Genomic DNA, 23989 nt, shown 5'->3' on the forward strand with positions numbered 1-23989 from the left:
GATCTGTAAACACCTGCCTGTCAAGTGATTTTAATATCTTCATCTTTTGTGTATTTACATACAATTTACAAAATAACATACTCATTTACAATAATTTGAGACTTATATGGGTAACCCTATTATTTTTTTTATCCTCGATAAAAATTTCAAAACAAGGGTTTTTACGTATTTGACAAAGATAGTGATACATTTAATTTTACTCCCAGTTAGTCTTTCTAACTACTTAATTTGGGGTGATTAAGTTGTCAACGAAGCGGGAAATGGGAATATTCCCGCTTTTTTTTAACTATACTACAAAAGGACAAAATAGTAACCCTCTCTTAATCAACGATAACTAAGTAAATCAGATAAAAATTATGCTTAGACAACCACAATAAAAAACATTCGCAAACACTTTTATAAGAATCTTCTTACCTAAGATACATTTTCTATAAAAAAACACTTACAAAACTTGTTTTTGCCTGATAATAAGATAAAAAACAATTCGTTTCTTTTTAATTTAGTATACAAAATTGTACTTTAACTATATTTTTATCAATGGTATATCGTAAAATCAATAAAAAACTCATCAAAAAATTTGAGATAGACATCGGTGTTGTCTATTTCTACAAAAACTATGTGATTACCGAAATTAATGAAGGGGTTGTTTTAAATTTTGAAAAAGCTGCTAAGCTTCTTCAGCTTGGCATTGAGTATTACGGAACAAAAGTACCTTTTATTTACATATCTAATAGGATTAACTCTTATTCTTTCGAACCAACATCACATTTCAAATCAACTGAAATGTTCCCAAATTTAAAAGGGTTTGGCGTGGTAATCTATGATCAGTTAAATAGTGATGTCGCAAAGATAGAGCAAACATTCATCAACAAACCAACAAATATTTTCTACAGTCTCGAAGAAGCAATTGCATGGGCAGAAGAACTAATTATAATAGATTAGTTACAACAACTCATTGTATAGCATTTCAAACGATTTATTTACAGCCCTACTTACCGTACGTTCTCTATGATTTCCAAATTCATATCTTTTGGAAAAAACCTGTTTTGGGGTTGCTATTGCTATAAAAACCGTTCCCACTTCTACATCACCATCTCCTTTTGTAGGACCTGCATTTCCCGAAGTAGCAATTGCATAATCAGCATTAAATTTCTCTTTTACCTTGATAGCCATCTCTTCTACTACTTGTATACTGGTTACCGTATGATTTTTGATAACCTTAGGATCTACTCCTAAAACATCAATTTTTGATTGAGTCGCATAGGTCACCGCTCCTCCTACAAAATAACTAGAAGCTCCTGCATTGGCTGTAAATGCCTGAGCAATTTTTCCTCCTGTACAACTCTCGGCAACCGCCAATGTATTTCCTTGTATTGTTAATAGGTTTCCAATACTAACTTCTATCGTTTCATCATCTTCATAACCAGAGATAGACGCTCCTATAATCTTTTTTAGCGCCTCTATTTTTATCGCTATCGTATCCTCTAATTCTTTTTTATCTCTCCCTCTTGCAGACAATCTAAGTCTTACCTTACCTAAATTTGGTAAATAGGCTAGTTTAATAAAAGATGGTAAACCATCTTCCCAATCTTCAATTTTTTCTGCCAAAGCACTTTCTCCCACCCCAAAGGTGTGAATCGTCTTATGAATGATATAGGGTCTATCAAATTTTTCTTGTAACCTAGGCAGCACTTCATTCTTCATCAAACCTTTCATCTCAAAAGGAACTCCGGGCATCGAGATAAAAACAGTATTATCTTTTTCTAACCACATTCCTGGGGCTGTACCATAGAGATTCATCAATACTGTCGAAGTACTGGGAACTAGTGCCTGCATTCTATTTACTTCTGAAATTGGTGTTGCTATATACTTTTTAAATAAATTTTCGACATGAGATAACACTTCCTTGTTTTGCACCAAGGTATCATCAAAATATTCACAAATCGTATGTTTGGTTATATCATCTTTGGTAGGTCCTAGACCACCTGTAATCAATACTACATCAACCTTTTTTTTTGCAGCGTCAAGTGCATCAAGAATATGCTGTTTTTCATCTTTAATAGATGTTATTTGATATACATCTATTCCTATTTTATTGAGTTCTTTTCCTATAAAGGCAGAATTAGAATCAACAATTTGTCCAATTAAAATTTCATCACCAATAGTAATAACTTCTGCTAACATCCTAGTTAAAATCTGCTTTCAATTCTTCTAAAGCTCCATTTACGATATCAACTATATGATTTAACACCGGTAAAATCTGTTCTTTGGTTTTACTGGATTTGGACCACGCTTCAATTTTTTTTATTTGTGTCAAAAGATCTATATCAAACAACTGCAGATTTGGTTTCATTTTATGCGCATATTGATAAGCCATTTGTGGGTTGTCAGAATTCACAGCCTGAACCATACTATCTAGATCTGGTGGTATCTCTTCTAGAAAGGTTTGCACAAGTACCGCAATAAACTCGGTATCTCCGCCTGATAATTCATTTACATTTTTTAAACTATATCTTTTACTCATTTATTTTACTTTTATTGAAAAAAATTGTTGATCCTCTATATATCCAGTTAAAATATCATCTGACTTAACCACCCCTACGCCGGCAGGTGTACCTGTAAATATAACATCTCCAATCTTTAAAGTAAAATATTTTGACACATATTCTATTATTTCGTCAATCTTCCATAACATATATCTGGTATTTCCCTTCTGAACGATGTCTCCATTTTTCTCTAAACGAAAGTCAATTTGATTAACATCATCAAGGGTATCCTTAGCGATCCACTTACCTATGACAGCAGAACCATCAAACCCTTTTGCTTTCTCCCATGGCAATCCTTTTTCCTTAAGTTTACTTTGCAAATCACGAGCGGTAAAATCAATCCCCAGACCAATTTCATTATAATATTTATGAGCAAATTTCTTATCGATATATTTACCTACCTTATTAATCTTGATCAATATTTCAACTTCGTGATGGATATCGTTTGAAAAATCTGGAATAAAAAAAGGTTGCTTTTTTAACAATATTGAAGTGTCAGGTTTTATAAAAACCACGGGGTCCAAGGGCCTTTCATTTTGTAATTCTTCAATATGATCGGTATAATTACGCCCTATACAAATAAGCTTCATACAATTTTATAAAGGATTACAGCTTAAGACTATTATTCAATTTACGAAGTCTTACTGCGGTAAGAACTTTTTTAGTGTACAAAGGAAAATCAGCATTTTGTATCCATCCAAAATATCCTGGTTCTTCTTCCAAAACTTTTTCTACCAACTTACCTTTATGTTTTCCAAACGTAAAAACTTCTCTTCTCTTATCATCAAAAGCAATAAAACCGGCAAAATCAGCAAATTGTTTTCTAGAACTAAATTCTGACAAAAATTTAGCATCATTTTCCAACTCTGGATATCTATCTAATTGCGCTTTTAACACTTCATAAGTTGCCATCGTATCGGCTTCTGCAGAATGCGCATCTGTCAAGTCTTTATCACAATAAAATTTATACGCAGCAGATAAGGTTCTCTTTTCCATTTTATGGAATATCGTTTGTACATCGATAGAAACTGTGCTTTTCATATCAAAATCATATCCTGTTCTTAGTAACTCTTCTGCTAATAACGGAATATCAAAACGATTAGAATTAAACCCTCCCAGGTCACAACCTTTTATCATTTCACTTATCTTGGAAGCTAACTCTTTAAAAGTAGGCTCATTAGCCACTTTTGCATCATCAATACCATGCACCAGTGTAGTTTCTGGTGGAATTGGCATTTCTGGATTCACCAACCAGGTTTTACTTTCCTGAGTTCCGTTTGGGAAAATTTTTAATATAGAAATTTCTACAATTCGATCTTTAGAAATATTTATACCGGTAGTTTCAAGATCAAAAAAACATATCGGCTTCTTTAAATTAAGTTCCATAAATAAGATGTGTGATATTCAAAGATAACAGCTATTAATTAAGATTCTTATAGTCTAACCCTATTTTAACATTTACAAAATCTATACATCCTTCTTTACAAACACATTATCAGCAAATTTTCTGCTCACAGTTTCTATTGTATCGTCAAACTGAATACGTATAGACTTATCAAATTCTCTTACTTCTAAAACCTTAATTTCACTACTTAATGCCAACCCTATTGCTGAAACATATTTTAAGAAATTAACAGAACCATCATTAACAGCTACTAATTTACATACATCGCCTTCTTCTAAAGAAGATAAAGTAATTTTTGGAATGATCGTATATTCACCATTAGCATCAGGGATTACCTCTCCATGAGGATCCGTTTTTGGAAAATCCATAAATCTATCCAATTCGTCAATGAGTTTATATGATTTGATATGTTCTAACTGCTCTGCCACTTCATGAACCTCATCCCAAGTAAAATTAAGATAATTGCATAAAAAAGTTTCCCAAAGACGATGTTTTCGAATCAGCCGTACTGCAATTGACCTTCCCTCTTCGGTTAAGTCTAATTTACCGTACTTTTCACTTACCATATAAGACTTAGCCTTTAACTTTTTTACCATGTTGTTTACCGAGGCAGGAGAAACTTTTAAATAATCTGCTAACTGATTATTCCCAACCTTGGTCGAATCTCCCTCTATAAGTAGCTGAAAAAGAGCTTTTAAGTAATCTTCTTCACTTTTTGTTAAATTATACACATTTAATTTGTTAGTCATAACTAACTTTTTTAGTTTTGCCGAATTAATTTTTACAAATATATGACATTAACTAATACTAATAGTAGTAGCTTATTTTATATCTTAGCCTTCTATTTATTCGCTATGAATTCGGCATTTGCTCAAACAGGTTCTTTAAAAGGGATTATTTCTGATCAAAATGGTCCTTTACCATATGCAAACATTTTTATAGAGTCTACCTCTTTAGGAACATCGACGGCAGATGATGGAACGTTTATCATTTCTAATATCCCAGTAGGAGTTTATAGGGTTGTTATATCATTTACAGGTTATAATACAGTTAAGAAAAAAATTACTATTAAAGAAGGAGAAACAAGAATCAAAACATTTCTTACTCAAGGAGCTTCTCTAGACGAAATTGTGATATCAGGAACAATGAAACCAGTGGTTAGATCTGAAAGTCCCGTACCTGTAGAAATATTTAAACCTACATTTTTCAAGAAAAACCCTACTCCTAGTTTGTTTGAGGCTTTGCAAAATATTAACGGTGTTAGACCCCAGCTAAATTGTAGTATTTGTAATACAGGAGATATCCATATTAACGGACTAGAAGGACCATATACCCTGGTTATGATTGATGGAATGCCTATAGTAAGTGGGTTATCCACCGTATATGGTTTATCAGGCATACCAAATTCTTTGGTAGATAGAATTGAAGTTGTAAAAGGCCCTGCTTCTTCCTTATATGGTAGTGAAGCCGTTGGTGGATTAATCAATATAATAACAAAAAACCCCGGCGATGCCCCAAGGTTTAGCACTGATGTTTTTGCCACAGGATGGGGAGAGACCAATGTAGATCTTGGTTTTAAAGCTAAGTTAGGAACCGCAACTACCTTATTAGGGGCAAACTATTTCTTTTATGACAACCCTATAGATAATAATGACGACGGATTTACAGATCTTACATTACAAGATCGTATATCTATATTTAACAAATGGAATTTTAAACGAAAAAGTGGAAAAAACTTTACTTTGGCAGGAAGGTTATACTATGAAGATCGCTGGGGAGGAGAAAATGAATGGAATAGTTCATTTAGAGGAAGTGATGAAATCTATGGCGAAAGTATTTACACCAATCGTTATGAACTTTTAGGAAGTTATGAACTGCCCGTAAAGGAAACGATGAATCTTTCGTTTTCATACACCAACCACGATCAAAACTCTTTTTATGGAGATCTATCATATCAAGCAGAACAGAGAATCGGATTCACTCAATTAACATGGGATAAGACGCTAAAAAACCATGATTTACTTACAGGAGTTGCTTTTCGCTACCAATATTATGACGACAATACTCCTGCAACAGCATTAGAAAACTCGAATGACCCGGAAGTGAAAAATGTACCGGGAATATTTGTACAAGATGAAATTACTTTAGCAGCAAAACATAAACTATTATTGGGATCCCGATTAGATTATGATGATAGTCACGGAACCATTTTTACTCCTAGATTAGCCTATAAATGGAGTATTAATGACACTAATATTTTTAGGCTTAATACTGGAACAGGTTTTAGAGTCGTTAATTTATTTACAGAAGATCACGCAGCTCTTACAGGTTCTCGAGAAGTTATCATTGAAGAAGATCTGGACCCAGAAGAATCTTATAATGTTAATCTAAATTATATCAAAAAAATATTCCTAAATAACGGAAGTTTTATTGGGCTAGACGCTTCTGCTTGGTACACCCATTTTACAAATGCTATTTTACCAGATTATGAGGCCAACCCCTTAGAAATAAGGTATGGTAATTTAGATGGGTATGCAGTTTCTAAGGGAGTAAGTCTAAATACCGAAGTTAACTTTTCTAATGGAGTAAAACTTATGGCTGGCGCAAGCTTGTTAGATGTTTCAAATAAAGAAAACGGAGTTCGATCAAGACAAGTATTAACAGAAAGTTTTACAGGAACATGGGGAATAACCTATAAAATACAACCTCTTAATCTTACTATAGATTATACAGGAAATTTATATGGCCCCATGAAATTACCTGTTTTAGGACCTAATGATCCTAGAAAAAAAGATTCTCCTTGGTGGAGTATTCAAAACATTCAATTTACTTATAAAAACAAGAACAATATCGAAGTCTATGGAGGGATAAAAAATTTACTTGACTGGACACCCAATAAAGGAAATCCTTTTCTGATTTCGAGAGCAGAAGATCCATTTGATAAGAATGTACAATTCGATCAAAATGGAGAGGTATTAATTACTCCAGATAATCCATATGGATTAACTTTTGACTCTACCTATATCTATGGGCCTAATCAAGGAATACGAGGATTTTTAGGAATTCGATATACTATTTTTTAAAACAATGAAAGCAATACACCTCTGTACCATATTACTATTGTTTGCTGTTAACCAAAATGCAGTATCTCAATTACAAATGAGTTCTTTTGAAACTTTAGAAGAAAAAATGAAAACAATCGCTAAACCCATAGTAGTTTTTATTCATACAGATTGGTGCGTATATTGCAAAAATATGAAAAATACGACTTTCAATGATCCAGAGGTTATTGAAAAACTTAACAACGATTTTTATTTTATCTCATTCAATGCAGAATCTCTTGAGAGCATAGATTTTTTAAATCATACTTTTCATTTCGAGTCCAATGGCCATCGTACAGGTATTCATTCATTAGCAAAAGAACTTGCAACCGTTAATAACAAAATAGCATATCCTACCACAACAATATTAAATCAGGATTATGAAGTTATTTTTCAATACCAATCCTTTTTAAGTGCAAAAGACCTCAACATAATTTTAGAAAAAATATCACATAACAATGAAAAACACACTACTAATTTGCATTCTACTTTTTAGTTTTCTCTCTTGTAAAAAAGAAGTAAAAACTAAAAACCAAAAACTTAATGTAGTTACTACCACCTCTATGATTACTGATCTGGTTAAAAATATTGGTAGAGACGCCATCGAAATCCAGGGATTAATGGGTAGTGGTGTTGATCCACATTTATATAAGGCCAGTGAGGGAGATGTTTCTAAATTGGTAAATGCAGATGTCATTTTTTACAATGGTTTACATCTGGAAGGAAAGTTAGTAGAGGTTTTTGAAAAAATGCAGCACAGTAAAACCATAGCAATTGGAGAAAGTCTGGATAAAAATATCTTGATTGGATCTGATTATTTTGCATCCAACTACGATCCTCACATTTGGTTTGATATTAGGAACTGGAAAACTGTTACTCAATTTGTAATTCAAAAATTAAAAGAACTAGATCCAAAAAACAGTACTGTATTTGAAACCAATGGAAAAGCTTACTTAGAACAGCTAACCACTTTAGAATCTAAACTTAATCAAACAGTAGCTGCTTTACCTACAGAAAAGCGAATTTTGGTTACCGCCCATGATGCATTTAGTTACTTTGGTGAAGCTTACGATTTTAATGTAGTTGGACTACAAGGTCTATCTACTGCAACCGAAGCAGGAGTGCAAGACGTACAAAAATTAGCTAATTTTATTATAGAGAAAAAGGTAAAAGCTATTTTTGTAGAAAGTTCTGTCCCTAAAAGAACCATAGAAGCCTTACAAGCTGCAGTAAAATCTAAAGGGCATGAAGTAACTATTGGTGGAACCTTATTTTCTGATGCCTTGGGGAATGCAGGAACCAGTGAAGGAACCTACATAGGCATGTTTGAATACAATGTAAACACCATCATAAATGCTTTGAAATAGTTCTTAGCTAGTAGTAATTAGTTATTATAACTAATATAAACCATTACATATGGAAGAAGTAAAATTTAATTTTGAAAATCTGATAGTATACCAAAAATCTTTGGATTTTATTGACTTAGTTTATCATACTAGTGAGAAATTTCCAAAAATGGAAACTTACATTCTATCATCCCAATATATAAGAGCTGCTAATTCAATTGCTTTAAACATTTCTGAAGGTGCTGGTAATACAAACGCTCAATTTAATAGATACCTTCAAATTGCTTTAGATTCAACCAGAGAATGTGTCGTTTGTTCTACAATAGTACTTAGAAGAAAATATATATCATCAGAACAAAACAAGCTTGCAAGAAGTCAACTAGCTGAACTCTCAAAAATGATTACGAGTTTACAAAAGCATCTTAAAAACAAGCCTTCTAACTACTAAAAGCTACTTTCTAATGACTATAGAAAATAAAATCGCAGTCCAAATAGATGACCTTACTGTAGCATATAACTACAAGCCTGTATTATGGGATATTGATCTGGCAATACCAGAAGGGGTGCTTATGGCAATTGTCGGCCCTAACGGAGCTGGTAAATCTACATTAATCAAATCGATTCTGGATATCATTAATCCAATCGCTGGTAGTGTTCAGATTTATGGCAAACCCTACAAAAAACAACGATCTCTTGTAGCCTATGTACCCCAAAAAGGAAGTGTAGACTGGGATTTTCCTACTACCGCACTAGATGTAGTTATGATGGGCACTTATGGTAGTCTTGGCTGGATCAAGAGACCTGGCCAAAAAGAAAAAAAAGCTTCATTAGAAGCTTTAGAAAAAGTAGGAATGCTCGCTTTCAAGAACAGACAAATTAGTCAACTTTCAGGAGGGCAACAACAACGTATTTTTCTTGCCAGAGCATTGGTACAGAATGCATCTATATATTTTATGGATGAACCTTTTCAAGGAGTTGATGCCACTACAGAGAAGGCAATTATAAATATATTAAAAGAACTTAGAAAAGCGGGAAAAACACTTATTGTAGTACACCACGACTTGCAAACCGTACCAGAATATTTTGACTGGGTAACCTTTCTTAATGTAAAAAAAATTGCTACGGGACCTGTAAAAGATATTTTTAATGATAATAACTTAACCAAAACCTACGGAATCAATTACAAAGTAAGTGTACAGGAATAGATAATAGTATATAGTAAACAATTTATGAACCTAAATGAATACATAGAGCTCGTCTTTACAGACTATACCCTTAGAACGATAACGTTAGGTACCGCTATTCTTGGTGCTATATGTGGTATGTTAGGTAGCTTTGCAGTATTACGAAAACAGAGTTTATTGGGTGATGCTATTTCTCATGCTGCTTTACCCGGGATTGCTATTGCCTTTTTAATCATTGGCACAAAAAACAGCTCAATCTTTTTATTGGGCGCATTAGTTAGTGGCCTTATCGGCACTTTTTGGATTCGAGGAATAACACGTAAAACACATCTAAAATCGGATACCGCTTTAGGGTTGATCTTATCATTATTCTTTGGTTTTGGCATGTTGTTATTAACCTATATTCAGAAAATGCCTAATGCCAATCAAGCGGGATTAGAAAGTTATCTTTTTGGACAAGCAGCTACACTTCTGGAGAGTGATGTATGGTTGATGGTCATCGTTACATCAATTAGTCTTATCATATTATTATTATTCTGGAAAGAACTGAAACTGTTATTGTTTGATGCAGATTATACCAAAACGCTAGGTTTTAATACCAGATCTTTAGACATTCTTATTACCACATTTATTGTGATTGCAATTGTTTTGGGACTACAAACCGTAGGAGTTGTTCTTATGAGTGCTATGCTTTTAGCCCCTGCAGCTGCAGCAAGGCAATGGACAAACAACTTGGCGGTAATGGTTATTCTGGCAGCAATATTTGGTGCTTTTTCTGGAGTAATAGGAACTGCCATTAGTGCAAGTCATAACAATTTATCTACTGGCCCGGTCATCGTATTGGTAGCCGGAGTATTTGTATTGATTTCTTTTATTTTTTCTCCTGGACGCGGATTATTATTTAGAGAAATACGTTTTAGAAAAAACCGAAACGATCTTCAGCTACACAAGACATTATCATTTATGTATAATATCGCTAGTACTCATGATGATATTTCACATCCGCATGCCATTAAAATATTAAATAACTTTCAGGGTTTTACCAGAAAGTCTCTTCAAAAACTAGAAGATAAAGAATATATAAAGGTGCAAGGCAATATGTGGCATATGACACCATCTGGATACAATACCGCTGCCAACCTTTACAACCAACTTATTAAAGAAGAAGAATGAACGGTGCGCAAATAGAAATACAATTAATTGCAAGTATGGTGGCTATCGCTTGTGCGATACCGGGCACTTTTCTTGTATTACGTAAAATGGCCTTGATCACAGATGCAATTAGCCACTCGATTTTACCTGGTATTGTGATTGGTTTTTTTATTACTCATGATATATCTTCTCCTTTACTTATTATTCTTGCTGCCGCTAGTGGTGTATTAACAGTTGTACTCGTAGAATTTATTCAAAAAACAGGACTCGTAAAAGAAGATACTGCCATAGGCCTTGTTTTTCCTGCATTATTTAGTATTGGTATTATTATGATTTCCAGAAATGCCAATGATGTACATTTGGATGTAGACGCAGTTTTATTGGGTGAGCTTGCTTTTGCTCCTTTTGACAGGCTAATTATATCTGGTATGGATTTGGGACCAAAATCATTATGGATTATAGGCACGATTACCATACTTACCTTAAGTTTACTATTTGCGTTTTTTAAAGAGTTAAAGGTGAGCACTTTTGATGCTGGATTGGCATCTGCACTTGGGTTGTCACCAGTTGTTATGCATTATGGATTAATGGCTATTTCCTCTATTACAACAGTAGGAGCTTTTGACGCGGTAGGAGCAATTCTAGTCATAGCCTTAATGATCGCACCTGCTGCAACTGCCTATTTACTAACAAGTGACCTAAAAAAAATGTTGCTACTTTCTGTTTTATTTGGTGTTAGTAGTGCAATTATCGGATATTGGGTAGCTCATGCACTCGATACTTCTATTTCTGGATCAATGACAACTGTTTTAGGAATCATATTTTTACTGGTGTATTTGTTTGCCCCTAGGAAAGGGTTGTTTTCTGTTTTATATAGACAACGACAGCAACGTATCGAAGTTTCTCTACTTACTTTTCTTTTACACTTAGGGAACCATCGTGATCAAAAAGAAGAGCGTCATGTAAAACATCTTAATGAGCATATCAATTGGCAAAAAGTACAATCCAGATCTGTTCTTGATTTGGCACTTAAAAATAATATGATCACTATTGACGATGATATTGTTTCGCTTACCAAAAAAGGAGATAAATTCACCAAAGAAGCAATCGATTATATTATTACTAATAAAAATTCTGAAATTGAAAATATGAAAGATCGATTTTTCTTGTTTAGAGGGTAGCACCAACTTTTTTCATTATTTTCAGAAAAGACGAAAATTAAATGTTTGTGTTTAAACAATTATTTCTATTAATTTGAAAAGAAGAGTTTTTTAGTCTATTAATACTTAAATGAAGAAATAATATCTTTATATAATCTATAATCCAACCTATGTCAGATAAATTATTCGAAAATATTGTTGATAATTACGACGCTTTAAAATATAACTTATTAAAAGCACAAACATTTGACGAATCGCATTATGGTTTTCCCGAAATCTATTATAAAATAATGGAAACAGATAAACAACGAGTGGATGCTTTTCACAAAGCTTTTCAATTGCATAATAATCTTCAGGAAGCTACCGTCTGCGAAATTGGTGTTGGAACACTTCCTTTAACCAAATTATATATGCCTTATGTAAAAAAAGCATATCTAATTGAAAACAATCCAGATCTGATTCCGTACATCAATAAGGAAATTGCAAAATATGATTGGGCTGATAAAGTAGAAATAATTTTTGCAGACGCGTTAACAATAGAGTTACCCGAGAAAGTAGACTATGTAATTGGAGAGTTAATGAGTATTTATTGTGCCAATGAGTTTCAGGTTCAAATTTTCCAGCATATGCGAAATTTTTTAAAACCAGACGGAAAGCTATTTCCAAATCGGATTGTGAATTTTGCCCGCTTATGTGAGGCAGAAATCGACACCAACGTTCATCATTATCCTGTAAACTTTACAAGGCATCAACCTATGTTTCTAACACAGCAATTTTTGGTAAACGAAATAGAATTGCTTAAAGAAAAGAAACAAGGTGTAAAACTAAGTTTTTCAGTTCCGGTTTTATTTTCTGGAACCGTAAATGCGCTATATCTCGAATCTTATGTCGAGGTAACGGAAGGCGCTAATTTTACGGGAACCGATAGTTTAATGCCTCCTACTGTTTTAAAAACCACTAATACTCAAGAGGTAAAAGCTGGGGATTTGGTACATATTGATTTTAACTTTGATTATGGAGCATCACTAGATGAAATTAGTTGTGTATTGTCTTAATTTTATAGTATAACTCCTCCCAATGAAATTCGATAAGATTTTAAATTATTTGTTTGGTTATCAAAAATCGAGTTTTGAGATTACGAATGAAGAGTTTGAGATATTAAATCGATCAAAACCAAATAATAAGCCTCTAAACAGAAAAGATATTCGAAATACTGAACAGTTCATTGAATCCACCACAGTACAAGACTGGTTTGACGAGATTTATGAAGAAGTATTTTCAAAAACAGGTGGTGATATTGTCCAATTATGGTTATTGAAATTTTCTAAATTAGATTCCTATATTGAACTAAAAAAAGAACCGATCCCTATTAAAAGAGCCCTTTTTTATTTGCTTACAAATACTATTTCGGAAACATATGTAAGAACAAATTCTTATTTTCAAGATGATCAAAGTAGGTTTATTATGGAATGTAAAAAAGAGTTAATTTCTCTCCTTATAAAAACTAATTTAGAACTTACCGAGAAAGATTATAAGTATTTTATTAAATTTTGGAAACATCATGCTTTATACTTTTATCCTATAGGTGTTTTTATGACTAGACTTAAAAAGAAAGTAAAAAAAGATGGGATAAGCGAAAACTTACAAAAGTTTTTAAGATCAACTTTAAAATGGAAATGTCTTCAAACTACATATTATTCAGGTTACTACAAAAGAACAAGAGAAATTATTGAAGAAATATTAGCAATGGCATAATTTACAAACGTATTTATGCTAAAATATCAATATCAAACCCAATAATATCACGAATACCAGATTCTGATGTATCTAATGGTTCGATAGGAGTTACATAATGCCACAAATCATTGCCAAACGTATATTCTTCCCCTGTATCTGCCTGAAAAATAAACTCTCCGGGTGCTAACACTTTGTGATAAATCATTTCATTACTCCCTGAGGCTCCTTTTTCATATACCTGACTTTCGGCACCTACTATATTTTGACGATTAATTACCAAAGCAGACATGATATATTGTGCCCCGTCTTCATGAACACCTTCCGGAGAATTTTCTCCTTTTATTTGTTTATAAGAAATCGTTCGCATAAAGTGACTAGTGATTTGTACTTTCCGAATTTCTGGATGAATCTCTCTAACTAAATCTGCAATTTTTTTTAATAGTTTAAAAAAAAGTTCATTCTCAACAACTTTTCTTGTTGCCTGGGTAAAAACTCGTTTCCAAACGCGAAAATCTTCTACATCTTGCTTAAATGATTCTTGTTGTGTTCTTTCAACAAAGAAGGTATCGTCCCAAATTTCAATAATAAAAGATGAGATATTGCGCCGTCTAGTAACCATTGATAAATGATTGAATTCCTGTTTTTGATCAGTATCTAGTTGCTCGATCCATCTGCGCAGAACATCAATGGTTGTAGTACCTTCAAAATACGATTTATGTAATTGTTCAATGGTCTCAGACTCTCCTGGAAAAGCTTTTTTCAAAAAAGTAATTTGATTTCCTCTTACTAAGTACTCATCATCCTGCAATTCTTCAAAACAAGGCTTGAAAAAATTTAGAAAAGTAGCTGTATCTATTCCTAGATCAGTTACACTTCCGATTCGGATTGGAGACTTGATAACTCGCCCTGTGATTTTGGAAATATCTTTCTCTGTAATCATCTTACTTCTTGATTAATCTTCTATTTCTATTTCTTCTAAGCCCAGATCATCAAAAAAAACATCTACATCAAAGTCAAGCTCAAAAGCTAGTTCATAAAACTTCTTAGCTAATTCTTCATTCTTTTCAACCTCATTTCCCATTGTATACATGGCAGCTAGTTGTGCAGCAGCTTTACCATGACCAAGATTAGCTGCTTCTGTATAATACTTTATTGCTTTATCGGTATCTTTAGGTAGGTTCTCATATCCAATAGCATAATATGCTCCTAAGTTATAAATTGCTCTTACATTATTACTTTCTGCTGCCTTAACACACCAACTTAAGGATTGTTCAATATTCTCTTCTACTCCTATTCCTTGGGCATAATAAATACATAATTCAAACATTGCATCTGCATTCCCTTTCATAGCAGCCTTATGATGCGCTTTAAAAGAAGATACTATATCCTCTTCATACCCATACCCTCTATATAGCATATATCCTTTTAGCAAATAGATTTCTCCGCTCGTATCCTCATCTTTTAATGTCTCTATTAAATTTACAATTTTGTTAGTCGATATAGATGTAAGATTGGCAAAATAAGCTACTCTTATATATTTGATCCAAGCATCGATTCCATATCCAGATTCTCCGGCCAATTGAAAATAAGATGCTGCCTTCTCGGCATCTTGTTCGACCCCTGTACCTATATAATAAATCATCCCTAACTCATACCACCCAACAGCATCACCTGCCTTTGCTGATTTGATATACAAGCGTATCATTAAGTCAATATCTTCCTCTTGTAATAACCCTATTAACAAATCTCCTCTTTCGATTTTCTCTTTAATTTCTTGGGCTTTATTAAAATCTGTCATAGTATTTGTTTTTTTGGATAAAAATAGATTACAACCAACAGTAATCGATATGATCACAAAAATGACACATAAGAATATTATAGTTTTCATTTTCTATTTTTAATAACCTTTGTCTTACTAATTTCTTAAAATAATTAGACTATCAAGAAGAATCACTTTTTAATTCTTACTTTTTTGGATATATGGGATAAACAAGCTTCTTTATTAAACAACCAATAGGTATAGGGTATTGTGATAATAGGTATTTTTGTTCTAAATAATGTTTTATATTGAGCTATAGAAAAGGTTTTCTCTAAATCCCCAGGATAACCCACCAAATCAATACATACCGTTCTGTTATTATATGTTATTAGAACGTCCATCACATACCCTGCCAATGGGTAATTGATAATAATATCTTCTTCTGATATACCCAAATTAATTAATTCTTCGTGTACTTCTGTAGCATAGTTATCAATAAGATCTATCTCATTAACTGGTCTATTATACACGGATGTTTCTGACAAATATTCTATAAGTAGATGCCTATTTTTAAAGTTCTTTGGCTCAAATGAATAGTATAAAAACTGTTTTTGTTTTGCTCTTGTAATACTTACGTTAAATACATCTTCTCTATCTAGGTATTGAAAAACAGATGCATTTGTTTGATTATCGATCGTAAATGTAATATACATATGGTCACGTTCTTCTCCCTGAAACTCAAATGGTGTTCCTATTGCTATTTTATGCTTTCTAATCACAGCAAGATCAAATTCTTCTATTTTTTTCTTGAGATAGTTTACCTGATCTCTAAACGGCGATAAGATTCCGATAGTTGTACACACATTTGCAGGAACTTCTTTTTCATTTGCAATCAATGATTGAATATCCTCTAGTACCTTGTTTGTTTCCTTTAGATTAGTACCATCTTTTTGTTTAGTTCCGTCACAATATATCCAATGTACAGCAGATTGCTTTTTATGGATCAACAGATCGGACATTACTTTTAGCTTATCATTATAAAATTTTTGATTACTATACCGTATAATATCAGGTAAACTTCTGTAATGTTCATCCAAAAAATGGATATTTTCCTGAGAAGTTATACGCTCAAGAGTATAGTCCAAAAAACTTGTTTCTCTATAATTAGAAACATCAACATCATGTAATAAGCCTAGATCATTGGCTGTCCTTTCTAGTACTTCTTTGGATAAAAAAGAGACATGTCGCAATTGTTTAGGATCTCCAACAATCACTATTTTTTTTGCCCTTGCCAAAATAGGAATCATAGTCGCAATATCACACTGCGAAGCTTCATCTATAATTGCCACATCAAAAATATCATTTTGTAGAGGTAACACATTACTTACATCTGTTGATTTGGTAATCCAAATCGGTAAACACTCTAGGACTGTATCAAAATTAATTGCTTGAAATAGTTGATCTCTAACATCTGGATCAGATGATTTTGCCAATCGCAACAAATCCTGAAAAGTACTACGATGATCTCTAAGCAATGAAGTCGTTCTATCAGCATACTTCAAAGAAATTATTTCTTTGATTAATCTATTCTTTTGATAAATATAGTGATGCAATAGATCAATTAATTGCCAAAAAGGAATATCGTCGAGAACTTTTTTAGAAACATAGTTTCTTTTTATTCTTTTAAAGAAAGAAGGTTTGGGATCCAGAAAGAGTTCTGCAGTATTAATTTCACGAGATTCCCTGCTTATAATCTCACCTTCTATTTCTTTAATTTTACGATCAGCATTTTCTATTTCCTTTTGTTTTTGAGGTATGTAAAAATCTCCTCCTTTTACACTTCTCGAATTTAAAACAGATTCGATTTTTTTCTTAAGTTTAGACTTGTAATTTCGTCCCGATCCTGCTCGAATAGACAAGCCTTTGACTCCTAGATCATGAACAATTTTTTCTTGTAATACATCAACGGCTTGATCTGATTTAGAACAAATTAGAACACTTTTATTATGATATACTAAATCTATAGCTAATGAGGCAATTGTATAAGATTTTCCTGTTCCTGGAGGACCTACCACAACTGTTATATCGTTATTTTTGGTAGAGTGAATAATATCTAGTTGCGACTCACTTAAGTTCGAAGGCACATAAATGGCTTTGTTTTTTTTAGAAGTTTTCCCATTAATTTTTTTATTACGTGAAAAAAGGGAGTGTAATAGTTCATTAAACAAATGTCCTTCTTTTATTTCTTCTATCTCATGCAATACATCTCTATTGGATTTTGATTTTTCTATAATCCCTAAAGCAACTGCTGGTAATAATGCTAGCTTCTCTGATTTTTTGTGTCCTCTTAATTTTTCTCCAGATACTAGGTTTGGGAGATTTTCTAACGTTTTTCCTTCAATATCTATATATTCCTGTAACTTCTTCTCGATCGCCTTGATATTCTGGTTTTCTGGAGATTGGTCATTGATCAAGGATTTTATCTCTAAAACAAAAGAATCATCTAGGTTATAATTCGTCTTTATCAACTTTAATAAAGCATCATTGGCTCTATTCTCTGTAAAGTTATAATTGAGATGATATAATGCATCATTATTGATATCTATAGATACAGGTGTTACAATTAGAGGAGCACAGATGGTTCTTCGTTTTCCTAAAAAAGTAAGTTTACCAGTAACAAAAAAGCTACAGGCAATAAAAGTTTTTTCTTTTCGGTGAATTTCTAGGTACTTATAGAGCTCTTCTCCAAAATCAATTTTCATAAACGTAGTGTCCTCTTCTCGATAAAGAGAATCTGTACTATTTAGAAAAAAACGTTTATGCACTTTGGTTCCAAAAAAATTAAGAACATCATTATCTCTAAATTCTTGTTTATAACAATCCTGATAGTATGAAAGTACTTTTTCTATGTGCATAATTACAATTTAGGCTTCTTCCTCGTCTTTCTGAAATCTTAAATATTCTTCTACGGTTTTATTTACAGGAGGTATATCATCTTCTACAATATTTTTTAGTAACTCTTCGGTAAGTGGTGTAATTGAAACTATACGATTGGCTTGATATTCTATAATTTTTTCAAACAGATTACGAGCTACTCTGGCATTCCCAAAGCTTTTGTGCCGCTTTTCATATAATTTATCGAAGATGAATTGCAATTTTTCTTTTGCCGCTTCTACTAATACAAAATCATTTTTAAAACAGAACAATTCAAAAATTCCAATAAGTTCTTTAGGTTTATAGTGATCAAAGGTAAAGTATCGGTTAAATCGTGATTGTAATCCAGGATTGGATTCAATAAACTCTTCCATTTCGTCAGGATATCCTGCTACAATAACTACTAGTTGATCCCTGTGATCTTCCATTTTTTTTAGTAACACTTCTACAGCCTCGTTGCCAAAATCTTTTTTATTGTCTTTTGCTAATGAATAAGCTTCATCAATAAATAACACTCCATCCAAAGACGTTTTGATAACCTCTTCAACTTTTATTGCAGTTTGACCTACATATCCTGCTACCATCCCAGTTCTATCTGTTTCTACAAGATGTCCCTTTTCTAAATACCCTAGATGCTTATATATTTTAGACACCAACCGTGCTACTGTAGTTTTACCAGTTCCTGGAGGCCCCATAAATACAGAATGCAATGAATTATTAACATTCTTTAGTCCCTTTTCTTCTCTTACTTTCTGTATTTTTAAGAAATTTGAGAGCTCTTTTATTGAGTTTTTGATGGCATCCAACCCAATTAACTCATTCAGCTCTTCCATCACATCATCCAGCGTTTCATTTTCATCAACTTCGGTTTGAGTTACTCCCTCTAGGTTTTCTTTGGGATGTGACAGCTTATTATTAATCTTTTTTAACAAGGTCGTTTCTTCTTCTGATATAGTTCCGTCTGCCTTGGTAATCAAAGAGGCTATACGATATAAAAAAGCTCCAGAATTTGCAAAATGTGGACTATCTAATCTTTTTAGAAGAGAGGGTAACAAAAATTCATTTTTATAGTCTGCCCCCAAGTCAAAAAGACTAGCTGTTTTAATAACCTCTATATTTTCATTAAACTTTTCTGATTGTACAAATTTATTAATACGCTCTATGGATAAAGAAGCGATAATATCATTTCCTTGCAGCTTTTCGAATAAAAAGGCTAGCAAGAATTTTATCTTAGTATCCGCAATGATATTCTTTGTATCACTTAATGGATATATCATATTAAATACTCTAATGATATCTTGAAGAATAACATGTTCTGCCTGAAATTCTAATGCATCGTCTGTTTTATGAACAATCGTATTTATAGTATTAGAAAACCGTTTATTATTATTAAGATCCTCTGCTAGGTTTTGAATCTTTTCGCCTTCATTTTTTAAAATTTGAAGAAACTCATAATCGATATCAAAATCTTGAGTGATATCTTCTTTTTGATTAACAAAATCTTTGAACTTATTTGTAAAGTCACTCAAACTCTTTTTCTCCTCCTTTTTTTTCAACAATAAATCATCTACTAGATTAGTAAGTAATGTAATATGCTCTTTGGGATATTTATTAAACTTTGCATCCTTAAATACATCTTTTGCCAATGGTATTTTTATAGAAGCTACATGAATATTTTTTGTTGTAATGATCAAATCTAATTGATCCATCGATTCTTTCAAGGAATACAATAGCAACAGGTCTTCGTCTTTAATACGTAAGCTTGAAAAAACTGAAGAAATAGTAAGTATTTTTAAAGGATTGGTCGATTTTCCTTTAAAAAAAAACGATTTATTACCTTGTTCTAATTTTGAAAAGAAAAGATTCGTAGTTTTATGGTATTGTAGGTTGCTCATGTTTTTAGAACTTGTATCAGTTTATTTAACTAAATCGTACATTTTAAAAATTAAGGTCAAAGATTTTAATTTCGATGAAACCATTTTTCAGGTAATAACTTATACAAACCTCTATTATAGGTATCCCAATACAAAAGATCATTATTATACCAAAATACATGAATCTTTTCTCCTATTTTAAAAGGCTTACTCGAGCTATCTGCATACCTAAGCTTTCTAATAGCATACTCATCATTCTCTAAATCAATTTTTACGTAAGGATAATACAACCTAGTATAATCATTTCTCATTGGTCCTTTTTCTTTAACGTATTTGATGACTTCTGCTTCAATTTTTTCTGCTCCTGATCTTATTTTAGCAAAATAAAAAATCATTTTTATGCGATATATTATAAAAAGAAATACAATTAGAATTATAATCCAAACATCCATCAACTCTCAGTATCAATCTGCATCATTGCATCTTCGACTTCATGAACCAGTTCGTCAAAATGGGGCATTCTTTTCGTCTCTCTTGTTCTATTAAAAGGTAGATCAATATCAATATGTTTTACAAAACGAGAAGGTGCATGTTTCATTATGTAAATGTCATCAGCTAGATATACAGCCTCTTGAATATCATGTGTCACGAATAATATTGTAGGACTAAATTTCTCCCAAATACCAATCAATAAATCCTGCATTTGCAGTCTGGTTTTTACATCCAATGCTCCAAAGGGTTCGTCCATAAGTAAGATTTCTGGACTAGACATTAAACTACGTGCAATAGCTACCCTTTGTAACTGACCTCCTGAGAGTGTAGGATACTGTGCATATTTTTTCTGATGCCCATCTAATCCTACCAATTGAATCATTTCCATTGCCTTTTCATCTCGCTCCTTCTTAGAAACTCCTTTAAAACGTAATCCCAATCCAACATTATCCAAAACGGTCATCCAGGGTAATGATGAATATTGCTGAAATACCATACTAACCCTATTTTCTTTACTAACTGGTTTGCCTTTTACCAAAACTGTTCCAGAAGTTGGATTTTGTAATCCGGCAATATATCTTAATAAAGTAGATTTTCCGCACCCTGACATTCCCAATATAACAGAGAACTGTCCTTGCATTGGTTTATCTTCTACCAACAAATCTAAGTTTTCAATGATATTAGATTTCCCACCATCATATGATTGATGAATTCCTCGCAATTCTATAACATTAGGAATCTTAGGATCATCTGTGAACTGTAGTGCCATATTAGTGTTTGTTTCCTTTATTTATATGTTTAAAAGGGAATAGTATTTTATCTATCATTACAAAAAGACGATCTTGTAATATCCCTATAACTACAATAATGATCAATATTGCAAATGCTTTATCAATTCTACTTTGACGTTTTGCTGTCCAGATCAGTTCTCCAATTCCTCCTCCTTTGTTAAGCATTTCGACAATGGTAATATAGGTCCATGAAATTGCTGTTAACACTCTAATATCATCTATGATTTTGGAGAAAACATATGGTATATATACAGTTCTTATGGTTTGCCAAGAAGTTGCACCTAGAGTAAAAACTGTATTGAGATATACATTCTGCACTTCATCAATTCGTTGTATTACTACAGGAATCAGGTATACCACAATACCAAAGGCCAAGAATGATACTTTCATATTACTACCTAACCCTAGCCACATAATAAAAATCCCAGTTACCGCCGTTAGCGGTATAAAGCGATAGGAGTTTATAATTTGACTAAACAATCCTCTAAATAATGGTACAAGTCCTAACAGAAAACCTATAGGAATAGACACTAAAATAGCGAGTATATATCCAAAAAAGTTAAGCTTAATAGAAAAAAAAGTGTTTCCTATTACGTCATCATTTTTATTAAGATCCGGAAATGCTTTAATCACCTTGATTGGTGATGGTAGTAAAGGATATACTTTAGTTTTTTTTAATCCATAAGATGTTAATTTTTCCTTTCCTAATTGTTCTAATTTATCATAATTAGCTATTAACAAGGAATCGCTTTCATAATACAATCTTTCTGATTGTGCCAAAGTAGTTATATCAACAGTATCATCCTGAGTGATCACAGATTTGGATAAAAGTTCTGCAAAAAAGAACCAAAGTCCTATAAGGATGATTGCGCCGATAACAGTCAGCACAATCTTATCCTTTGACGCTAGGGTTCCTCTAAGTTCAAAAAGCTTTTTAATATCTGCCATTAGTCAACTACGAGTTCAAAATCTGTTCTTCTGTTTTTAGATTTACAGTCTGCATTTTGATTTCTCTCGCATCCAGGAACTGGTTTATCAGGACCATTACCCAAGATGATAAATCTATTGGTAGGCATGTTATGTTGTTTGATCAAATAATTTGCAACCGATTGTGCTCTTTTTTTAGACAAAGCGATATTAGGATTTCTAGAACCTACATTATCTGTATTTCCTTCAATTCTGATACGAGCATTTGCAAAAGCCTTTGCTATAGGTGTAAATTGTAGATCTATCAATTGTTTAGAGTTTTCATCTAATTGGAATTCTCCTGTTCTAAAACCAATACTTACTTTCTTAGAAGAAAGAGATTCTTTTTTCTCCAAAGTTTTATCCACAGCTGTAAATTGCTTTTGCTTTTCTGCAATATGTGTTGTTCCTGATAAGTTTGTTTTAGAAACTAAATCTTTTGTCGATAGTAACCTCCAACTTTTTGCACCTGCTGTACTATAGCCCAAATTATTATATTTAACCTTCATTTTGTTATAAAGGTCCTCTCCTGTAACACCACTATAGCTTTGGTTTAACCCAAAGAAATCTTGATTATCACCATGTGTCGCTAGTCGAACATTATTGATAGCGTCATAACAGAAATCCTCTGGTTGTGATAATCCTTCTGCCAGAATCTTAGCTGCTTTTCTTTTATTGCTATCAGAGTTATTTAATTCTGATGCTCCGATCATCCATCCTTCATATAGTTTTTGCAGTTGTTCTTTATGAGTTTCTATAAATTCTTTTTTAGCGACAAAAACATCCGCAATAATGTGTGTTGCATTTTTGGTGCTTTCTAGTACTCTAGAACCAGCTACTTTGCTAACACAATCTGCATCATCCGGGCTCCACACTACTGCAGCATCCACGGTACTACTTTTAAAGGCATCGGCTGCATCAATGGCACTAGGCACTTCTACTATTTGTACATCTTTTGGGGTCATATCACTAGCTTCTAACAACCATATCAAGAAAGAATGAGATGGTGTCATTGGTGCTACAGCTATTTTTTTTCCTCTAAGGTCACTAATTTTACTAATGCCTCTTCTTGCTACAATTGCATCTCCTCCACGGCTCCAGTCGGCCTGAAATACTACTTGTGGTTGATACTGAGACAATCCTTCTACTTCTGTTGGAAAAGCATCGATCGTTGCCCACATTAGATCTATAGAACCGTTCTTAAAAGCATCTCTAGAAGCATCAAAATCATCAATCACTTCAAAATTCACTTTAAAACCATAATCTTTATAAAATCGAGATTTGGTATTTGCTTTAAACCCTTCATTAAAAAACTGTCCTCCGGCATATCCTCCCCATGTAACAACTCCTATATTTATTATATCTTTATAACCATCTTTGGTTTTTGCGTCATTCTTGTTTGAAGAGGTTACTTCTTCAATCTTATCTTTTACCGCAGGATCTCTAAGTTTATTTAATAAAAAGTAGACCCCTCCAATAATAAGGACTACTATTAGAATTTTTGAAAATGGTGTTAATCTTCCTTTTGCCATGATAATTGAT

23 protein-coding genes are annotated in these 23989 nt (G+C 32.7%); 10 read left to right on the forward strand and 13 right to left on the reverse strand.

The genetic code is table 11. The features are described 5' to 3' along the window. Positions 1-537: 537 nt before the first annotated feature. Positions 538-942 carry a hypothetical protein gene (locus ABW636_RS15690; RefSeq protein ID WP_367591012.1) on the forward strand — a complete coding sequence of 135 codons (405 nt, stop codon included), beginning with the start codon at positions 538-540 and terminating at the stop codon, positions 940-942. Here the strand turns inward: ABW636_RS15690 and ABW636_RS15695 are convergent, their stop codons facing one another. The 5 genes from ABW636_RS15695 to ABW636_RS15715 form a co-directional block, all read right to left on the reverse strand. After that, complete coding sequence (locus ABW636_RS15695) at positions 943-2184, reverse strand: competence/damage-inducible protein A (RefSeq protein WP_367591013.1); 1242 nt, start codon at positions 2182-2184, stop codon at positions 943-945. 1 nt (position 2185) lies between these two features. Continuing rightward, positions 2186-2524 (reverse strand): Hpt domain-containing protein, encoded by a 339-nt coding sequence (locus ABW636_RS15700; RefSeq protein WP_367591014.1) that lies wholly within the window; start codon positions 2522-2524, stop codon positions 2186-2188. After that, the gene (locus tag ABW636_RS15705) at positions 2525-3136 is read right to left on the reverse strand and encodes a fumarylacetoacetate hydrolase family protein (protein ID WP_367591015.1); all 612 of its coding nucleotides are present in this window, start codon (positions 3134-3136) and stop codon (positions 2525-2527) included. A gap of 16 nt (positions 3137-3152) precedes the next feature. Next, entirely contained in the window at positions 3153-3932 is a 780-nt protein-coding gene (locus tag ABW636_RS15710) for an exonuclease domain-containing protein (protein WP_367591016.1), read from the reverse strand. Positions 3933-4013: 81 nt separating this feature from the next. Continuing rightward, on the reverse strand, positions 4014-4700 hold the full coding sequence (locus ABW636_RS15715; protein WP_367591017.1) for a metal-dependent transcriptional regulator: 687 nt from the start codon (positions 4698-4700) through the stop codon (positions 4014-4016). A 42-nt stretch (positions 4701-4742) separates the two neighbouring features. Here ABW636_RS15715 and ABW636_RS15720 point away from each other — a divergent pair, with 42 nt between their 5' ends. From ABW636_RS15720 to ABW636_RS15760, 9 genes are all read left to right on the forward strand, one after another. Continuing rightward, positions 4743-7034 (forward strand): TonB-dependent receptor, encoded by a 2292-nt coding sequence (locus ABW636_RS15720; protein WP_367591018.1) that lies wholly within the window; start codon positions 4743-4745, stop codon positions 7032-7034. Positions 7035-7038: 4 nt separating this feature from the next. Next, complete coding sequence (locus ABW636_RS15725; RefSeq protein ID WP_367591019.1) at positions 7039-7548, forward strand: thioredoxin family protein; 510 nt, start codon at positions 7039-7041, stop codon at positions 7546-7548. Then, the gene (locus ABW636_RS15730; RefSeq protein WP_367591020.1) at positions 7511-8419 is read left to right on the forward strand and encodes a metal ABC transporter solute-binding protein, Zn/Mn family; all 909 of its coding nucleotides are present in this window, start codon (positions 7511-7513) and stop codon (positions 8417-8419) included. Before ABW636_RS15725 ends, ABW636_RS15730 begins: the two co-directional genes overlap by 38 nt. Before the next feature lie 49 nt (positions 8420-8468). Beyond that, entirely contained in the window at positions 8469-8846 is a 378-nt protein-coding gene (locus tag ABW636_RS15735) for a four helix bundle protein (protein WP_367591021.1), read from the forward strand. 13 nt (positions 8847-8859) lie between these two features. Then, complete coding sequence (locus ABW636_RS15740) at positions 8860-9603, forward strand: metal ABC transporter ATP-binding protein (RefSeq protein ID WP_367591022.1); 744 nt, start codon at positions 8860-8862, stop codon at positions 9601-9603. A gap of 24 nt (positions 9604-9627) precedes the next feature. Next, positions 9628-10755: a metal ABC transporter permease gene (locus ABW636_RS15745; RefSeq protein ID WP_367591023.1), complete on the forward strand. Its 1128-nt coding sequence runs from the start codon at positions 9628-9630 to the stop codon at positions 10753-10755. Beyond that, positions 10752-11915, forward strand: a complete 1164-nt coding sequence (locus ABW636_RS15750) for a metal ABC transporter permease (RefSeq protein WP_367591024.1) — start codon at positions 10752-10754, stop codon at positions 11913-11915. Before ABW636_RS15745 ends, ABW636_RS15750 begins: the two co-directional genes overlap by 4 nt. A gap of 149 nt (positions 11916-12064) precedes the next feature. Next, complete coding sequence (locus tag ABW636_RS15755; RefSeq protein ID WP_367591025.1) at positions 12065-12949, forward strand: rRNA adenine N-6-methyltransferase family protein; 885 nt, start codon at positions 12065-12067, stop codon at positions 12947-12949. 22 nt (positions 12950-12971) lie between these two features. Further along, entirely contained in the window at positions 12972-13649 is a 678-nt protein-coding gene (locus tag ABW636_RS15760; protein ID WP_367591026.1) for a hypothetical protein, read from the forward strand. 13 nt (positions 13650-13662) lie between these two features. Here the strand turns inward: ABW636_RS15760 and ABW636_RS15765 are convergent, their stop codons facing one another. The 8 genes from ABW636_RS15765 to ABW636_RS15800 all read right to left on the reverse strand — a co-directional run bounded on the left by ABW636_RS15765 (position 13663) and on the right by ABW636_RS15800 (position 23979). Then, complete coding sequence (locus ABW636_RS15765; protein WP_367591027.1) at positions 13663-14571, reverse strand: 2OG-Fe dioxygenase family protein; 909 nt, start codon at positions 14569-14571, stop codon at positions 13663-13665. A gap of 12 nt (positions 14572-14583) precedes the next feature. Then, positions 14584-15519, reverse strand: a complete 936-nt coding sequence (locus ABW636_RS15770) for a tetratricopeptide repeat protein (protein WP_367591028.1) — start codon at positions 15517-15519, stop codon at positions 14584-14586. Positions 15520-15581: 62 nt separating this feature from the next. After that, positions 15582-18305: an AAA domain-containing protein gene (locus tag ABW636_RS15775; protein ID WP_367591029.1), complete on the reverse strand. Its 2724-nt coding sequence runs from the start codon at positions 18303-18305 to the stop codon at positions 15582-15584. Positions 18306-18314: 9 nt separating this feature from the next. Beyond that, complete coding sequence (locus tag ABW636_RS15780; RefSeq protein ID WP_367591030.1) at positions 18315-20219, reverse strand: AAA family ATPase; 1905 nt, start codon at positions 20217-20219, stop codon at positions 18315-18317. Positions 20220-20284: 65 nt separating this feature from the next. Next, entirely contained in the window at positions 20285-20593 is a 309-nt protein-coding gene (locus tag ABW636_RS15785; RefSeq protein ID WP_367591031.1) for a hypothetical protein, read from the reverse strand. A 56-nt stretch (positions 20594-20649) separates the two neighbouring features. Continuing rightward, a complete protein-coding gene (locus tag ABW636_RS15790; RefSeq protein ID WP_367591032.1) occupies positions 20650-21459 on the reverse strand; it encodes an ABC transporter ATP-binding protein in 810 nt (269 codons plus the stop codon). Between the two features lies 1 nt (position 21460). Further along, the gene (locus ABW636_RS15795; RefSeq protein WP_367591033.1) at positions 21461-22429 is read right to left on the reverse strand and encodes an ABC transporter permease; all 969 of its coding nucleotides are present in this window, start codon (positions 22427-22429) and stop codon (positions 21461-21463) included. Beyond that, the gene (locus ABW636_RS15800; RefSeq protein WP_367591034.1) at positions 22429-23979 is read right to left on the reverse strand and encodes a phosphate ABC transporter substrate-binding/OmpA family protein; all 1551 of its coding nucleotides are present in this window, start codon (positions 23977-23979) and stop codon (positions 22429-22431) included. The genes ABW636_RS15795 and ABW636_RS15800 overlap by 1 nt, the downstream gene beginning before the upstream one ends. Positions 23980-23989: the final 10 nt, after the last annotated feature.

Source organism: Aquimarina discodermiae (genome assembly GCF_040786235.1).
In the GTDB taxonomy this organism is placed as follows: Bacteria; Bacteroidota; Bacteroidia; order Flavobacteriales; family Flavobacteriaceae; genus Aquimarina.